General features: G+C 72.8%; 15 protein-coding genes. 6 read left to right on the top strand and 9 right to left on the bottom strand.

The genetic code is table 11. The annotated features are described in order from the left end of the window. The first annotated feature begins 217 nt into the window (after nucleotides 1-217). Nucleotides 218-1,402, top strand: a complete 1,185-nt coding sequence (locus FBZ33_RS05295; RefSeq protein ID WP_141908201.1) for an LPXTG cell wall anchor domain-containing protein — start codon at nucleotides 218-220, stop codon at nucleotides 1,400-1,402. A 107-nt stretch (nucleotides 1,403-1,509) separates the two neighbouring features. On the opposite strand, the gene recG is transcribed toward FBZ33_RS05295, so the two are convergent. Both recG and FBZ33_RS05285 read right to left on the bottom strand, forming a co-directional pair. After that, complete coding sequence (gene recG, locus FBZ33_RS05290) at nucleotides 1,510-3,708, bottom strand: ATP-dependent DNA helicase RecG (protein ID WP_099851154.1); 2,199 nt, start codon at nucleotides 3,706-3,708, stop codon at nucleotides 1,510-1,512. Then, nucleotides 3,705-5,318, bottom strand: a complete 1,614-nt coding sequence (locus tag FBZ33_RS05285; RefSeq protein ID WP_141908200.1) for a DAK2 domain-containing protein — start codon at nucleotides 5,316-5,318, stop codon at nucleotides 3,705-3,707. The genes recG and FBZ33_RS05285 overlap by 4 nt, the downstream gene beginning before the upstream one ends. Before the next feature lie 288 nt (nucleotides 5,319-5,606). Here FBZ33_RS05285 and rpmB point away from each other — a divergent pair, with 288 nt between their 5' ends. Further along, a complete protein-coding gene (gene rpmB, locus FBZ33_RS05280; RefSeq protein ID WP_007456456.1) occupies nucleotides 5,607-5,798 on the top strand; it encodes a 50S ribosomal protein L28 in 192 nt (63 codons plus the stop codon). A gap of 200 nt (nucleotides 5,799-5,998) precedes the next feature. Here the strand turns inward: rpmB and FBZ33_RS05275 are convergent, their stop codons facing one another. Beyond that, nucleotides 5,999-6,460, bottom strand: coding sequence for a GNAT family N-acetyltransferase (locus FBZ33_RS05275; RefSeq protein ID WP_141908199.1), 462 nt, complete (start codon nucleotides 6,458-6,460; stop codon nucleotides 5,999-6,001). 29 nt (nucleotides 6,461-6,489) lie between these two features. Then, nucleotides 6,490-7,422 (bottom strand): thiamine-phosphate kinase, encoded by a 933-nt coding sequence (locus tag FBZ33_RS05270; protein ID WP_370453075.1) that lies wholly within the window; start codon nucleotides 7,420-7,422, stop codon nucleotides 6,490-6,492. A gap of 153 nt (nucleotides 7,423-7,575) precedes the next feature. Between FBZ33_RS05270 and FBZ33_RS05265 the strand changes: the two genes are divergently transcribed. Together FBZ33_RS05265 and FBZ33_RS05260 are read left to right on the top strand one after the other, a co-directional pair. Next, on the top strand, nucleotides 7,576-7,809 hold the full coding sequence (locus FBZ33_RS05265) for an Lrp/AsnC ligand binding domain-containing protein (protein ID WP_030487446.1): 234 nt from the start codon (nucleotides 7,576-7,578) through the stop codon (nucleotides 7,807-7,809). Nucleotides 7,810-7,818: 9 nt separating this feature from the next. Beyond that, nucleotides 7,819-8,478, top strand: a complete 660-nt coding sequence (locus FBZ33_RS05260) for a DUF3515 family protein (RefSeq protein WP_141908197.1) — start codon at nucleotides 7,819-7,821, stop codon at nucleotides 8,476-8,478. A 76-nt stretch (nucleotides 8,479-8,554) separates the two neighbouring features. Here the strand turns inward: FBZ33_RS05260 and FBZ33_RS05255 are convergent, their stop codons facing one another. Both FBZ33_RS05255 and FBZ33_RS05250 read right to left on the bottom strand, forming a co-directional pair. Further along, a complete protein-coding gene (locus FBZ33_RS05255; protein ID WP_141908196.1) occupies nucleotides 8,555-9,655 on the bottom strand; it encodes a D-alanine--D-alanine ligase family protein in 1,101 nt (366 codons plus the stop codon). Between the two features lie 195 nt (nucleotides 9,656-9,850). After that, nucleotides 9,851-10,069 (bottom strand): hypothetical protein, encoded by a 219-nt coding sequence (locus FBZ33_RS05250; protein WP_088946586.1) that lies wholly within the window; start codon nucleotides 10,067-10,069, stop codon nucleotides 9,851-9,853. Between the two features lie 278 nt (nucleotides 10,070-10,347). Between FBZ33_RS05250 and FBZ33_RS05245 the strand changes: the two genes are divergently transcribed. Then, on the top strand, nucleotides 10,348-11,193 hold the full coding sequence (locus FBZ33_RS05245) for a helix-turn-helix transcriptional regulator (protein WP_141908195.1): 846 nt from the start codon (nucleotides 10,348-10,350) through the stop codon (nucleotides 11,191-11,193). 5 nt (nucleotides 11,194-11,198) lie between these two features. After that, nucleotides 11,199-11,399, top strand: a complete 201-nt coding sequence (locus FBZ33_RS05240; RefSeq protein WP_088946584.1) for a DUF397 domain-containing protein — start codon at nucleotides 11,199-11,201, stop codon at nucleotides 11,397-11,399. 156 nt (nucleotides 11,400-11,555) lie between these two features. Here FBZ33_RS05240 and FBZ33_RS05235 read toward each other — a convergent pair whose 3' ends face one another. From FBZ33_RS05235 to FBZ33_RS05225, 3 genes are all read right to left on the bottom strand, one after another. Continuing rightward, nucleotides 11,556-12,605, bottom strand: a complete 1,050-nt coding sequence (locus FBZ33_RS05235) for an ROK family protein (protein WP_088946583.1) — start codon at nucleotides 12,603-12,605, stop codon at nucleotides 11,556-11,558. A gap of 84 nt (nucleotides 12,606-12,689) precedes the next feature. Then, nucleotides 12,690-13,478: a putative protein N(5)-glutamine methyltransferase gene (locus tag FBZ33_RS05230; protein WP_141908194.1), complete on the bottom strand. Its 789-nt coding sequence runs from the start codon at nucleotides 13,476-13,478 to the stop codon at nucleotides 12,690-12,692. Then, the gene (locus tag FBZ33_RS05225) at nucleotides 13,475-14,605 is read right to left on the bottom strand and encodes a cystathionine gamma-lyase (protein WP_141908193.1); all 1,131 of its coding nucleotides are present in this window, start codon (nucleotides 14,603-14,605) and stop codon (nucleotides 13,475-13,477) included. The genes FBZ33_RS05230 and FBZ33_RS05225 overlap by 4 nt, the downstream gene beginning before the upstream one ends. Nucleotides 14,606-14,609: the final 4 nt, after the last annotated feature.

Raw genomic sequence — 14,609 nt, 5'->3', positions numbered from 1 at the left:
CACCTTTCGTATATCAATGATCTCGAATTCGTAACATTCGCCTTAGCAAATCCTGAGCGCTGTATCACGAGCGGCGATCTCGCTAGGGTCTGCCGGGTGCCGGCGGCAACCCACCGGCCCGCGGTGCGGGAGCGCGCCTCTCCGATCGGACGTGCAGTAACCGTCCACTGTCGCTCCCGTGCCACACCCCTGACGCTTCAGCACTCCAGGAGTACCCGTGATCCGTCCCAAGTCTCCGTTCCGGCGCGTCGCGGCCATCGCCGCCGGCGCGCTGATCGGCCTCGCCGGTATCGGCGTCGTGGCGAGCCCCGCCAGCGCCCACTACACCGTGCCGAGCGGCCAAGCGATCTGCGACACCGCTACCGGCGAGTGGGTGGTGACCTGGACCGTGAAGAGTGTCGCTCACTACTCCTCCACCGGCTTCAAGCTGCACAGCGTCAAGTTGGCGCCGGAGAACACCACCGTTACCAACATCGTCGAGACCGCTGGCAACAATTACCCCCACGACGTCAACACGCCGCTCACCGGTGTGCAGCGGGTGCCGGGGTCGGCGACGAAGGCCACCCTCGCGGTGAAGGCCAAGTGGAACGACGGCTACAAGGAGGAGAGCGCTCGCAAGGGCGAGGTCACCTTCGGGGGCACCTGCGCCAAGGAGGAAACTCCGGTAACGCCGTCGCCAGAGCCGACTCAGCCGACGCCGACCCCCACGCCGACCACCCCCACGCCGACCACCCCCCCGGCGGTGACCGTCCCGACGGCCAGCTTCGCCTCTGACTGCGATGGCGCCGTCACGGTCACGTTGGCCAACGCTGCCGACGCCACGACCGCGGCCAAGCTCACCGTGAAGGCCAAGGGTTTCGAGAAGACGTACACCGTCCAGCCGGGCGCCAGCAAGGGCGACATCGTCGTTCCCGCCAAGGCCGGCGAGATCACCGTCAGCGAGGGTGACAAGGCGGTCGACAAGCCCTACACCTGGGCGAGTCCCGAAGACTGCGTCAAGCCCGGCGAGCCCCAGGCTGGCTACGAGTCGACCTGCGACAAGCTCGTTTTCGGCTTCGCTAACCCGAAGGACGGCAAGGCCTTCGAGGTAACCCTCACCCCGAACAAGGGCGAGGCCCAGAAGCGGACCGTGGAGCCGGGCCAGACCGTGTTCGTCGAGTTCGAGGCGTTCGAGGGCTTGACCGTGACGCCGGCCGCCGAGGGCCTGGACGACACCGCCCCGATCGCCTGGGAGAAGCCGGCCGAGTGCAACCCGGGTCAGGGTGGCGGCAAGGACGAGCCGACCCTGCCCCTGACCGGTGCCGCGACCGGCGGGATCATCGCGGGCGCCGTGGTGCTGCTCGCCGCCGGTGCTGGCCTGTTCGTGATGGCGCGTCGTCGTCGGGTGCGCTTCACCGCCTGAGACAACCCGCTCTGACAACTGAGGGCGCGTCGACCACCCGGTCGACGCGCCCTTGGTCTATTGCGGAGGATCACCGGCCGGGCCGGGGATCACAGAGCGGGCGATCCTCAGCCCTTCTCCAGGTATTCCGCGCGGTCCTCGTCCACCAGCGCGGCCACCGAGGCGGCCAGCGCGGGATTGCGGGTCAGCTCCGGGTCGTCCTCGACCAGGGTGATCGCCTCGGCACGGGCGTCGCGGATCAGCTCCGTGTCGCGTTTCAGAGACAGCAACCGCAGGTGTGAGCGGTGCCCGGACTGGGTGGCACCCAGCACGTCACCCTCGCGGCGCTGCTCCAGATCCAGCTCGGCGAGCTTGAAGCCGTCGCTCGTGGACGCCACCGCGTCCAGCCGCTCGCGCGCCGACGAACCCTCGGCCGCCTCGCTGACCAGCAGGCAGAGCCCGGCGGCGGAGCCCCGGCCGACCCGGCCACGGAGCTGGTGCAGCTGGGAGACACCGAAGCGGTCGGCGTCCAGCACGATCATCACGGTCGCGTTCGGCACGTCCACGCCGACCTCGATCACTGTGGTCGCCACCAGCACGTCCAGGTCACCGGCCGCGAAGGAGCGCATCACCGCGTCCTTCTCGTCGGCCGGCAGGCGGCCATGCAGCACCCCGATCCGCAGCCCGTGCAACGGCCCCTCGGCCAGCAACGGGGCCACCTCGGTCACCGCCAGCGGCGGTCGGCGGCCGTTGTCGTCCACCGGTGGCGGCTCCTCCTCGCTGGCCGGTCCCTCGCCAATGCGCGGACACACCACGTACGCCTGGTGGCCGGCCGTGACCTCCTCGCGCAGTCGGCGCCAGGCCCGGTCCAGGTAGGCCGGTTTCTCGGCGGCGGGAACCACGTGCGAGGCGATCGGCGATCGCCCCCGGGGCAGCTGGGAGAGGGTGGAGACCTCCAGGTCGCCGTAGACGGTCATCGCCACCGTGCGCGGGATCGGGGTGGCCGTCATCACCAGCACGTGCGGCGGCTGGTCGGCCTTGGAGCGAAGAGCGTCGCGTTGCTCCACACCGAAACGGTGCTGCTCGTCGACGACCACCAGCCCGAGATCGGCGAAGTCGACCCCCTCGTAGAGCAGGGCGTGGGTGCCGAGCACGATGCCGGCGGCACCGCTGGCGACCTCACCGAGGGCCCGCCGTCGAGCGGCAGCGCCCAGCGAGCCGGTGACCAGCTCGACCCGGGTGGCGTGCTCGGCGGAACCCAGCTCGCCGGCCCGCCCGAGCGGCCCGAGCAGGTCGAGCATGCCGCGGTAGTGCTGGGCGGCCAGCACCTCGGTGGGCGCCAGCAGCGCGGCCTGCCCGCCCGCGTCGACCACCTGGAGCATCGCCCGCAGCGCCACCACGGTCTTGCCCGAGCCGACCTCGCCCTGCAACAACCGGTGCATCGGGTGCGGCGCGGCCAGATCGGCGGCGATCTCCACGCCGACGTCGCGCTGACCGGCGGTCAGCTCGTACGGCAGTCGGGCGTCGAAGGCGTCCAGCAGCCCACCTGACCGCGCGGGGCGGGGTCGCGCCGGCCAGTCGGCTGCCCGGTGTTTGCGCTGCACAAGGGTCAGCTGGACGGCGAACGCCTCGTCCCACTTGAGCCGCCGCCGCGCCCGGTGCAGCTCCTCCTTGCTGGACGGCCGGTGGATCTCGGTCAACGCGGTGCCCAACCCGACCAGCTTGCGGCTGGCGCGCACGGTGCCCGGCAGCGGATCGTCCGGAGGGGTGAACGTGTCCAGGACGACTCGCACGCAGCGCGCGATCACCCAGGTCGGCACGGCCGCGGCGGCCGGGTAGACCGGGATCAGCGCGCCCGCGAACTCCTCGATCTCGTCGCTGACCGCCGCCTCGCCGTCGCCACCCTCGCCGAGCAGGACGTACTCCGGGCCGTTGAGCTGCCGCTTGCCCCGGAACTCGGTGACCTTGCCGGCGAACAGCCCCCACCGGCCGGGGCGCAGCTCCCGTTCGCGCCATGCCTGGTTGCCGAAGAAGGTCAGTGTCAGCACCCCGCCGGAGCCGTCGCCGACGGTCACCTCCAGCAGGTTGCCCCGCCGCTGCCGCATCGGGCGCACCGCGGTGCGCTGCACCTGTGCCAGCACGGTGACCTGCTCGCCGACGTCCAGCGAGCGGATGTCGGTGTGCTCGCCGCGCTCGTCGTAACGACGGGGGAAGTGGTAGACCAGGTCACCCGCGGTGTGCAGGTCGAGGTGCGTGGCCAGCGCCTTGGCTGTCTTGTCCCCGACCAGCTTCTTCAGCGGAGTGTCCACCGTGGCTGGTTCGCTCATTCGATCCCTACCAGGAGCGGATAAAACGGCTGGCCCCCCGGGTACGCGTGCACCTCGACGAACGGCCAGCGTCTCGCGACGTGCGCGCGGACGGCATCGGTGAGCCCGGCCGGGGCGTCCGCCCCGGCCAGCAGGGTGACCATCTCGCCACCGCCGCCGAGCATCCGGTCGACCACGGCGGCGCAGGTGTCGGTGAGGTCGGTGCCGATGAGGTGCACCTCCCCCTCGACCAGCGCCAGCACGTCGCCGGGACGGCACGGGCCGGCGACGGTCAGCGCCTCCCGGCTGGCGTGGCAGACCTCGGCGTAGCGGCAGGCACCGGCCGCCTCGGCCATCGCGATTACGTCGTCCTCGAATCGGCGGTCGCCGTCGCGGACCGCGAGGGCGGCCAGCGCCTGCACGGGCGATCGGGTCGGCACCACGCTGACCTTGATGCCGTGCCGATGGGCCTCGCGGGCCGCCGCGCTCGCCACCGCTTCGGTGTTGGCGTCGTTGGGCAGCACCACCACCCGGGCCGCGCCGGTGCTGCGCACGGCGTCCAGCAGCTCACCCGTGGACGGGTTGCCCGGCACCACTGTGGCGCCCTCGGCGGCGAACAACTCGGCGATGCCTCCGCCGGTGGCGACCACCACCGCGGCCCGCCCGGCCGTTACCGGGCCCGAGGGCGGCTCCGACTGGTCGGCGAAGCGGGTCACCGAGATCCGGTACGGGCGACCGGCGGCGACCCCCGCCTCGACCGCGGCGCCCACGTCGTTGACGTGCACGTGCACGTTCCAGGTGCCCTCGGGCTCACGCCCGTCGCCGACGATGACCAGCGAATCCCCCAGCGCGTCCAGCGCCCGTCGCAACCCGTCGACCGCCTCCGCCCCGGCGTCGAGCAGGAACTGCACCTCGTACGCGTACTCGTCGGAACCGGTCTCCCGGGCGACGGTGGCCGCCGGGCGGGCGGAGCGCGGCGTCGGCGCGGGCTGAGGGGTGCTCTCCCCGGTGAGCACCGCGACCAGGGCGTCGAGCAGCACGCACAGCCCTCGGCCACCCGCGTCGACCACGCCTGCGCGGGCCAGCGCCGGCAGTTGCTCCGGGGTGTGGGAGAGCGCCTCGGCGGCGGCCCGGGCTGCGGCGCGGACCACCGCCGGCAGGTCGTCGCTGTCCGCCCGTTCGGCGCCCGTGGCCGCCGCTGCGACCACCGTGAGCACTGTGCCCTCGACCGGCCGGGCAACCGCGGTGTACGCCGCGGCGGCGCCGGAGCGCAGCGCGGCGGCCAACTCCCGGCCGCGCACCGCCGGCACCCCGGCAACCTCGTCGGCGAACCCCCGCAGGATCTGCGAGAGGATCACCCCGGAGTTGCCCCGCGCGCCGAGCAGCGCGCCCTGCGCCATCAGCCGCAGCGCGTGCCCGTGCGCGGTCGGCCCGCTGTCGGGGAGGGTGTCCAGGTTCATGGCGAGGGCCTGCTGGGCCGAGGTGAGGGTGAGCACCAGGTTGGTGCCGGTGTCGCCGTCGGGCACCGGGTAGACGTTGAGCTGGTCGATCTCGCCCTGGTGACGCTTGAGCGCGGCCAACCCGCTCGCACACCAGCGGCGGACCGCGGCGGCGTCGAGGGTGTCCAGCACGGCCAGAAGCCTACTGGCGCGCACCGACACGCGTCGGACTCGTCCCGCGTGTCCCCCGCGCCCCGCTCCGGCGGTGGCCGTAACACGGGCAAACTCCTCCGGTACCCTTGCCGCCGGGCCGGTCCCACCCACGGGCGGGCGGGCCCACGACCAGGCACAAGCCGGGGCACGGGCGAGCGCCGGACCGGGCCGGTTGGCCGGGTCGGCGAGTCATCGGGTAACCTGACCAGGTTGCCCGGGCAGCACCTGCCGGCGACCCCATGAACGTATCAATCCCAGGAGTATCCCGTGGCTAGCGTGTGCGACGTCTGTGGCAAGGGACCGGGCTTCGGCCACAACGTGTCCCACTCGCACCGGCGGACCAACCGCCGCTGGAACCCGAACATCCAGTCGGTGCGTACCCCGGCCGGTGGCGGCAACACCAAGAAGTTGCAGGTCTGCACCTCGTGCATCAAGGCCGGCAAGGTCACCCGCGCCTGACGCGGTAGCACCCACCTTCTCGTACGGCGGAGCCGGCGGACCCTGAGGTCCGCCGGCTCTGTCGCGTCCGGTCGCCGCCTGAGCTGTGCTGCTTGAGCTGTGGCGTGCCGCCTTGATCGACTCGGTTTTCCGGGAGTCGGGGTGTCCGGCGCTGGGGACAGCCCGAGTTCAAGAAACCCGAGTCGATCGCCGCAACGGAGTCAGAGGGTGCGGCAGAAGGAGACGCAGCCCTCCGCGTCCTTGTAGAAGCCGAAGTTCGGAATCCGCTCGTAACCGGCGGAGCTGTACATCGCGATCGCCTCGGGCTGCTTGTCCCCGCACTCCAGGACCACCCGCTTGCGGCCCTGCTCCCGGGCCGAGCGCTCGACGGCCGCCAACACCGTGCGGGCCACGCCCCGCCCACGCGCAGCCGGGGCCGTGTACATCCGCTTCAGCTCCGCGGTGTCCGCGCCGTGGCTGCGCCAGCCACCGCACCCAACCGGCTCGCCCGCCAGGTAGGCGACCAGGAACGCGCCATCCGGCGGCTCGAACTCGGTCGCGTCCACCGGGGTGTCGTCGCCGGTGCCGCCGTAGCGGGCGCCGAGGTCGGCCAGTGCGGCTTGGATCAACTGCTGTGCCACCGGTGCGTCAAACCGCACCGTCCGGATCTCGATCTCACTCACGGTGTCCAGGGTACGGCGGGCCCCAGGCCTCACCGGAAATGGTCCCAGCCGGTCGGGCCGTCGTGGGGCGCGCCGTCGACCGTCACCCCGGCACCCTCCGTGACCAGGCCCACCGGCCGCCAGTCCGGCGGCAGCACGACCGCCGGGGGAAAGGTCGCGGCCAGCGCGTGGTCGTCGCCACCCGCCAGGATCCAGGTGTACGGGTCGACGCCGAGTGCCTGTGCCGCGTCGGCCATCTGCCGGGGCACCTCGAACGCGTCCCGCCGCACGTCGATGGCCACCCCGCTGGCCGCGGACACGTGGCCGAGGTCGGCGAGCAGCCCGTCCGACACGTCGATCATCGAGGTGGCGCCGAGCCGGGCGGCCTGCGGGCCGGCCTGGTAGGGCACCTGCGGCCGCCGGTACGCCTCGACCAGCAGCCGGGGGGTGCGGAAGCCGCGGGTGAGCACGGTCAGCCCGGCAGCCGCGTACCCGCTGCGCCCGGCCAGGGCGAGCACGTCACCGGGACGGGCGCCGGAGCGCAGCACGGGTGGGCGGCCCTCCAGGTCGCCCAGCGCGGTGACCGCCACGGTCAGGGTGGGGCTCGCCGACATGTCGCCGCCGACGACGCTGGCACCGACCGTGGCCGCCTCGGCGGCGAGCCCGTCGGCCAGCTCCTCCGCCCAGCCGGTCTCCAGGTCAGCCGGCATGCAGAGCGCGACCAGCAGGGCGGTCGGCGTGGCGCCCATCGCCGCGATGTCGGCCAGGTTGGCCGCCGCCGCCCGGTGCCCGACGTCGCGCGCCGAGGACCAGTCCCGCCGGAAGTGCCGACCGTCGACGAGCACGTCGGTGGAGGCCGCCACCCGGCCGTCCGGGGCGGCCACCACCGCCGCGTCGTCGCCGGGACCGAGCAGGGTCGCGGGCCCGAACGAGAGTCGGGCAGTTATCTTCCCGATCAGCCCGAACTCCCCGATCCCGGACACACTGGCGCCACTGCCGGCGTTCTGCCCGTGCTGCCCGGCTCCGCCGTGCTCGCTCACCGCTGCTCCTTGACGACCGATAGGGATCAGACCTGGTCCGTAAGGTAGTTTCACCCTTCGGGCCGCTCCCGGGCGGCGACGGACGGAGGTCGAGTCGTGGTACAGGCGTACATCCTCATCCAGACCGAGGTCGGCCGCGCACGTGACGTGGCGGGTCTCATCGCGGACATCCCCGGCGTGGTGCGCGTCGACGCCGTCACCGGGCCGTACGACGTGGTCGTCCTCACCGAGGCGAACACCGTCGACGAGCTCGGCAAGCTCATCGTCAGCAAGGTGCAGATGGTGCCTGGCATCACCCGCACCCTCACGTGTTCGGTGGTGCGGCTGTAAGTGGACGAGATGACGGCCTCCTCTGCACGTGACGACGACCGGACGCGTGAGCCGGCTGACGGTAACCGCGACCCGGCCGACACCGCCGTCGCCGCGCCGGCCGGCCGGGACCGGACCATTCGCGGCGCCGCGCTACTGGCCACGGTGATCGCGCTGCCGATCACGCTGCTGGTGGCCGTGCTGGCCTTCAACAAGCTCAGCCCGGGCGCACCCGCGGCCGCGCCGACCCCGTCCGCGACGACTCCCCGGGTGCAGTCCACCGCCCCGGTGGAGATGGCCGCCCCGGCGCTGGCCGCCCGCCCGGCCACGGTCTGCCGGGCCCTGCTCTCTCAACTGCCGGCGAACATCCGCGACCTGACCCAGCGGCCGGTCACCGCCGGACCCGAGCAGAACGCGGCGTACGGAGACCCCGCTCTCACCGTGGCCTGCGGCGGCACCGAGCCGGAGTTCCCCAGCACCGACGAGGTCTGGACGGTGAACCGGGTCTGCTGGCACCTGGCCGAGCAGGCCGACGCGGCGGTGCTCAGCACTGTCGACCGGGAGACGCTGATCACGGTGCGTGTCCCGCGCTCCTACGAGCAGCCGTTGCAGTGGCTGACGACCATCTCCAGCACGATCGTGGCGACAGTGCCCTCCGGCGGTGCCATCCCGTCCGGCTGCCAGCGCTGACCCGATCCCGCGCCGCCTGACGCACATCGGGCGGGACCCGGCGGCTCAGCTGGCTGACGCTCCTGGGCCGGGTGGCTCAGTGCAGGCCGACGCCGCGCCGCTGGGCGGTGCGGATCAGGCGGTTGACCAGCTTCGGATATTCCAGGCCGGAGGCCGCCCACATCCGGGGGAACATCGATGTCGGGGTGAACCCGGGCATCGTGTTGATCTCGTTGAGGTAGATATCCAGCTCGGGGGTGACGAAGAAGTCGGCCCGGGCCAGGCCCGCGCAGTCCAGCGCGGTGAACGCGCGGACGGCGTACTCCTGCACCTGGCGGGTCACCTTGTCCGGCAGGCCGGCCGGGATGTCGTACTCGCAGGAGTCGTCGAGGTACTTCGCCTCGAAGTCGTAGAAGTCGTGGTCGGCGACGACCCGCACCTCGGCCAGCACGGACGCCTCGGGCGCACCGCCGGCCTCGCCCTCCAGCACACCGCACTCGACCTCGCGGCCGATGATCGCGGCCTCGATGATGACCTTCGGGTCGAACTGCCGGGCGGCGGCGACCGCGTCGTCGAGTTGCGCCCAGTCGGTGACCCGGGTGATGCCGAACGACGACCCGGCCCGGGACGGCTTGACGAAGACTGGCAGACCGAGCCGCTCCTTGTCCTGCTCGCTGAGCGTCATGCCGTTGCGCAGCACGGCGTACGAGCCGACCGGGATGCCCTCGACGGCGCAGAGCTTCTTGGTGAACTCCTTGTCCATCGCCGCTGCGGACGCGAACACGTTCGCCCCGACGTAGGGGATGCCGGCCATCTCCAGCATGCCCTGGATGGTGCCGTCCTCGCCGTACGTGCCGTGCAGCACCGGGAAGACCACGTCGACGTCGGCGAGCACCCGGGGGCCCTCGGTCGGGTCGAGCACCATGAGCCCGTTGCCGGTGGGGTCGGCGCGCAGCACGATGTCGTCGCCGGAGTCGGCGGTGATCTCCGGCAGCTGACGGGCGTTGATCGCGAGCTGGGCGGGATCTCCGCTGGTCAGGACCCACTGGCCGGCCCGGGTGATGCCGACGGGCACCACCTCGAACTCGTCGGGGTCGAGCGCGCCGAAGACGCTGCCGGCGCTGACGCAGGAGATGCCGTGCTCCGGGCTGCGGCCGCCGAACACGATCGCCACGCGGGTCTTGCCTGGGGTGGTCACTCCGGTCACCTCTTCGTACGCGACTGCGGCTGGTCGTGCTCGCCGGTGGCGCTCACCCGGTTGACCTTACTGTGCGTGGCGATAGGGCGAGGCGATACCCGGCGAGCCACAGCACGACACGGCAATCGGTCAACAGAGGATGTACGGTGCGTGACGGGACAGTCGCGGTGTTGCAGACCGGTGACCTGGGCCTGCTCAGTCCCGGGAGTGCCGGCGACCGACCGCGATCACCTTGACCCGTTGCCGGCCGGCCCGCACCATGCCCAGCGCCATGAACGCTCCGGCGATCCGGTCGGCGGCCTCCCGACTGCTGGCGCCGACCACCTGTCGGCGCCGCTCGGGCGCGACCCTCTCGTTGCGGTCGATGCCCTCGACGGGGCGCACGTCGGTGAGAACCACGAGGAAGCGGGTCATCGACAGCCGCCCGGGTGCACGGCGGAGGGCTCCGGACAGGTTCGCACGTCGTCTCCTTCCGGCGGGACGGGATGGCGGGGCGGCACGCGACGATCGGGCACGGGGGAGAAACCCGATCGCCGCGCGCCCCATCCCCTCCGGTCGCTCACCACCACCGTCGCCACGACAACCGGCGGTGAGGACGCGGTAACAGATTGACACGTGTACAGCCGTGAATGCAACTCTCATCGACGTTTTCTCATGCAGACGTTCCCGCAAATGTGTGCGACCATCGATGTATGGCTCCCAAGACCGCCCGCGCCCGCCGGCTCGGCATCGCCCTGCGCCATCACCGGGAAGCCGCCGGCCTGACGCTGGAAACCGCGGCGGATGAGATCAACAGCACCCGCAGCACCCTCTCCCGGTACGAGAACGCCCAGACCCTGATCAGCCCGGCCACCGTGCGCGCCCTGCTCACGTCGTACGGGGTGGGTGCCGAGGAGGTGGCTGCGGCGGTGCAGCTCGCGAAGGACGCCCGCAAGCCGGGCTGGTGGGTGTCGTACTCGTACCTGCTGGATCCGCGCACCATCGACTTCATCGCGCTGGAGGCCGAGGCGACGGCCATCGCCAACTTCGAGCCCTCGGTGGTGCCCGGCCTGCTACAGACCGCGGACTACGTCCGTGGCGTGATGCGCGGCGGGCCGCACACCCTCGGCGACGACCTGGTGGAGCAACGGGTCAAGATCCGGCTGGACCGTCAACAACGGCTCACCGCCGACAACCCGCCCATCTTCGACGCGATCATCGACGAGGGCGCGCTGCTGCGTCCCGTCGGCGACAAGTCGGCGATGGACGGGCAACTGCGTCACCTGGTCAAGATGGCCGAGCTGCCCAACATCAGCGTCCAGGTGATCCCGCTCTCCGCCGGCTACCACCGGGGCACGCGGGGTTCGCTGCACATCCTGGAGTTCGCCGACCCGGAGGACCCGATCATCGCCTCGGTGGAGACCGTGGCAGGTCAGATGATCCTCGACCGGGCCGGCGAGACGCGTACCTGCACCAAGATCATGGAGCATCTCCGAAGCGTGGCGCTCAGCCCGGCGGACAGCCGCGAGATGCTCCTGTCAGTCCTGAAGGGACGGTAGGACCGATGACACCGACAATCACAGCGGCCTTGGCCGCGGCCGCGTGGCGCAAGAGCAGCCGCAGCGGCGACGAGGGTGCATGCGTCGAGGTTGCCGCGCTGCCACGGCTGGTGGCCGTCCGCGATTCCAAGGACCCGGCCGGCCCGGCTCTGCTGTTCGCAACGGGCGCCTGGGCCGCCTTCGCTCAGGCGCCACCTCGCCGCTGACCAGGCCGTCGCACCGCTGACCCGACCTGGGGCCACCGCAGTCCGGACCGGGCACCGCCCCCTGCTGACCGCCCGCCGCGCCGCCGATCAGGGCGCGCGGCGGGCCAGGCCAGGGACGTGGCAGGCCCAGGCGTGGCAGGCCCAGGCCCGGCAGGCTCAGGCGACCAGCGGGCGGGGCTCCGGGACGGCGCGCAGGGCTTCCAGCGCGGCGATCGCCACGCCCCGGGCGCCAGCCATGTCCCGGTCCGGCACCAGCGCGAAGGTGGCCACCGCGGCCTGCTCCTCGCGGAGCACTGTGTGTTCGCGGACCGTCGCCAGGAACCAGTCGCGGAACTCCGGTGCCGCCTCGACCACCCCGCCACCGACGAAGTACGCGTGCGGGTCGGTGAAGTTCGCCGCAACGGTGAACAGCCGGCCCAGCGCCATCGCCTGCTGGGTGAAGAGGTCCCGTGCGAGGGCGTCTCCCCGTTCGCCGTACCCGCGAACCAGCTTGGCCGCCCGGGCCAACGGCTCGGCGGCGAGCGGGTGGTCGGGGTAGCGGGTCAGCCAGTACGGCAGCAGGTTGCGCTCGATGCCGGTCAGCGAGGCCACGCTCTCGACGTCACCGGTGAAGCCGCAGGCACAGGTGGGTTCCTGCTGCCCCGGGCTGAGCAGCCCGTTCAGCGGGATGTGCACGTGACCGAGCTCCCCGGCCATTCCGGCCGCACCGGCGATCACCCGACCGCTCTCGACCACACCGCCGCCGAGGCCGGTGCCGACGATCGCGGAGACCGACGAGCGGCCCATCGCGTCGGCGCCGAAGTACACGTGGTGGGCGTAGAGCGCCGCCGCGTTGCCGTCGTTGTGATAGACGACCGGCAGGCCGAGCCGTCGTTCCAGCGCGCCCCGCACGTCGAAGCCCCGCCAGGCCGGCTGGGAGAAGTTGGTGGAGCCCCGCGACGAGATGACGCCGTCGGCGCTGGCGGGGCCTGGAGTGTCCAGCCCGACCGCCTGGACCAGGTCGCGCGGCACCCCGGTCTGCGCCAGGGCGCCGTCCAGCGCCTGGGCGAGTGCCTCGATCGCCGCCTCCGGCCCGGCCCGTACCTCGCTGGGGATCTCCAACAGCCCGTCCACCAGGAAGCGGCCGTCCACCGTCAGCACGGTGGCGTTGTTGCTGGTGCCGCCGTTGTCCAGCCCGACGACCACCGGCACACCTGCGCTGCCCACCGATACCGCCTCCCGCCGTCATGAGTGTGAGCCGAGGCTAGTGCCAACCCTCCTCCCCCGCTACGCCCGGCCACCCGAGCGGGCTCAGTCGGGGCGGCGGGCGGTCACCGCTGTGGCGTCCAGGTCCTCGTCGTGTCGCGCGCTCGGCACCAGCCCGGCGGCGGCGAGCGCCGCGCAGAGCACGTCCGCCTGGGCGTCGCTGGCCTCGACCACCAGGTGTCCGCCAGGGGCCAGCCAGGAGGCGGCACCCACGCCCACCCGGCGCAGCACGGTGAGCCCGTCCGGCCCGCCGTCGAGCGCCACCGGGGCCTCGTGCAGCCGCGCCTCGGCGGGCATCAGCGCCACGGCGTCGGTCGGCACGTACGGGGCGTTGGCGACCACCAGGTCCAGCCGACCCCGCCACTGCCGGGGCAGCGGTGTGAAGAGGTCGCCCTCGTACACCTCGGCGTCCAGCCCGGCGAGGTTGCGGCGTGCGCACGCTACGGCCGCCGGGTCGATGTCGGCACCGGCCAGCCAGCGTGGGGCGAGCCGGTGCGCCAGCGCGACGGTGGTGGCCCCGGAGCCGCAGCAGAGGTCGGCCACGGCCGGGGCCGGGCCGGTCAGTTCGGCGGCCACCTCGACCAGCAGCGCGGTCCGCCCACGCGGCACGAAGACGCCAGCGTCGACGGCGATCCGCAGCCCGCAGAACTCGGCCCAGCCGAGCAGGTACTCCAGCGGTTCACCGGCCACCCGGCGGTCGGTCAGCTCAGCCAACGCCGCCGGAGTGTCCGCGGCGGCCAGCAGCAGGTCGGCCTCGTCCTCGGCGTACACGCAGCCGGCGGCACGCAGCCGGCCCACGAGCGCGGACCGGTCGGCCAGGGGCGCCGACGTCACGAGCCTCCTCGGACCGACCCGGCCGCGTCCAGGGCGGCGGAGATGTCGGCCACCAGGTCGGCCGTGTCCTCCGCACCGCAGGAGAGCCGGACGAAGCCGGGTGTGGTGTCGTCGCCCCACTGCTCCCGCCGGTCCGCCGTGGTGTGCAGGCCACCGAAGGAGGTCGCCGCCGCCACCAGCCGGGCGGCCTGGATGAAGCGGCCCACCCGGTCGGCGCTACCCAGGTCGAACGAGAGCACCCCCGGCATCCGACGCATCTGGACCGAGGCCACCGCGTACGCGGGATCGCCCGGCCGCCCCGGCCAGCGCAGGCCCGTCACGTCCGGCCGGGCGGCCAGCAGGTCGGCGACCGCGGCGGCGTTCGCGCTCTGCCGGGCCAGCCGCAGATCGAGGGTGGCCAGCGACCGGTGTGCCAGCCAGGCGTCGAACGCTCCCGGCACCGCCCCGGTGGTCGTACGCCAGGTCGTCACCGCCCCGATCAGCTCGGTGGACCGGCTGGCCAGGTAACCCAGCAGCAGGTCGGAGTGGCCGGTGAGCGCCTTCGTGCCCGAGGCGACCACCAGGTCCGCGCCGAGGTCCAGTGGGCGCTGACCGAGCGGGGTGGCGGTGGTGTTGTCCACCGCGAGCAGCGCGCCCGTGGCGTGCGCCCTCTCCGCCAGGGCCGCCACGTCGACCACGTCCAGGCCCGGGTTGGCCGGCGTCTCCACCAGCACCAGCCGGACGCCCTCGAACGACGGGTAGGGCCCGGCGGTCGGCGCGAACAGCACCCGGACGCCGATGCCCTCCAGCACGTCGGTGGCGAACGCCCGGACCGGGAAGTATCCGTCGGAGGGCAGCACCACCGTGTCCCCGGGGCGCAGCAGGGTGAGCAGCAGGCCGGTGATGGCCGCCTGACCGGTGGCGAAGACGCGGCAGTCGCCGCCTTCCAACTCGCCCACGGCCGCCTCCAGGAGCCGCCGGGTCGGGTTGTCGGGGCGACCGTAGCCGTTCGGCGACGTGCCCTGGCCCTGGAACGGGTCGAGGTGGTACGGCGCGGCGAAGACCGGCCCGGGCAGGAACGGGTCCCCTGGTGCCGGCTCCGGCAGCCCGGCGCGTACGCAGCGGGTGCCGTCTCCCAACTCGCTCATCGGT

Source organism: Micromonospora sp. A202 (genome assembly GCF_006715105.1).
GTDB classification, from domain to species: domain Bacteria; phylum Actinomycetota; class Actinomycetes; order Mycobacteriales; family Micromonosporaceae; genus Micromonospora; species Micromonospora zamorensis.
Note: the sequence above shows the minus strand (reverse complement) of the source record. Positions and strands in the feature narration are given on the sequence as shown.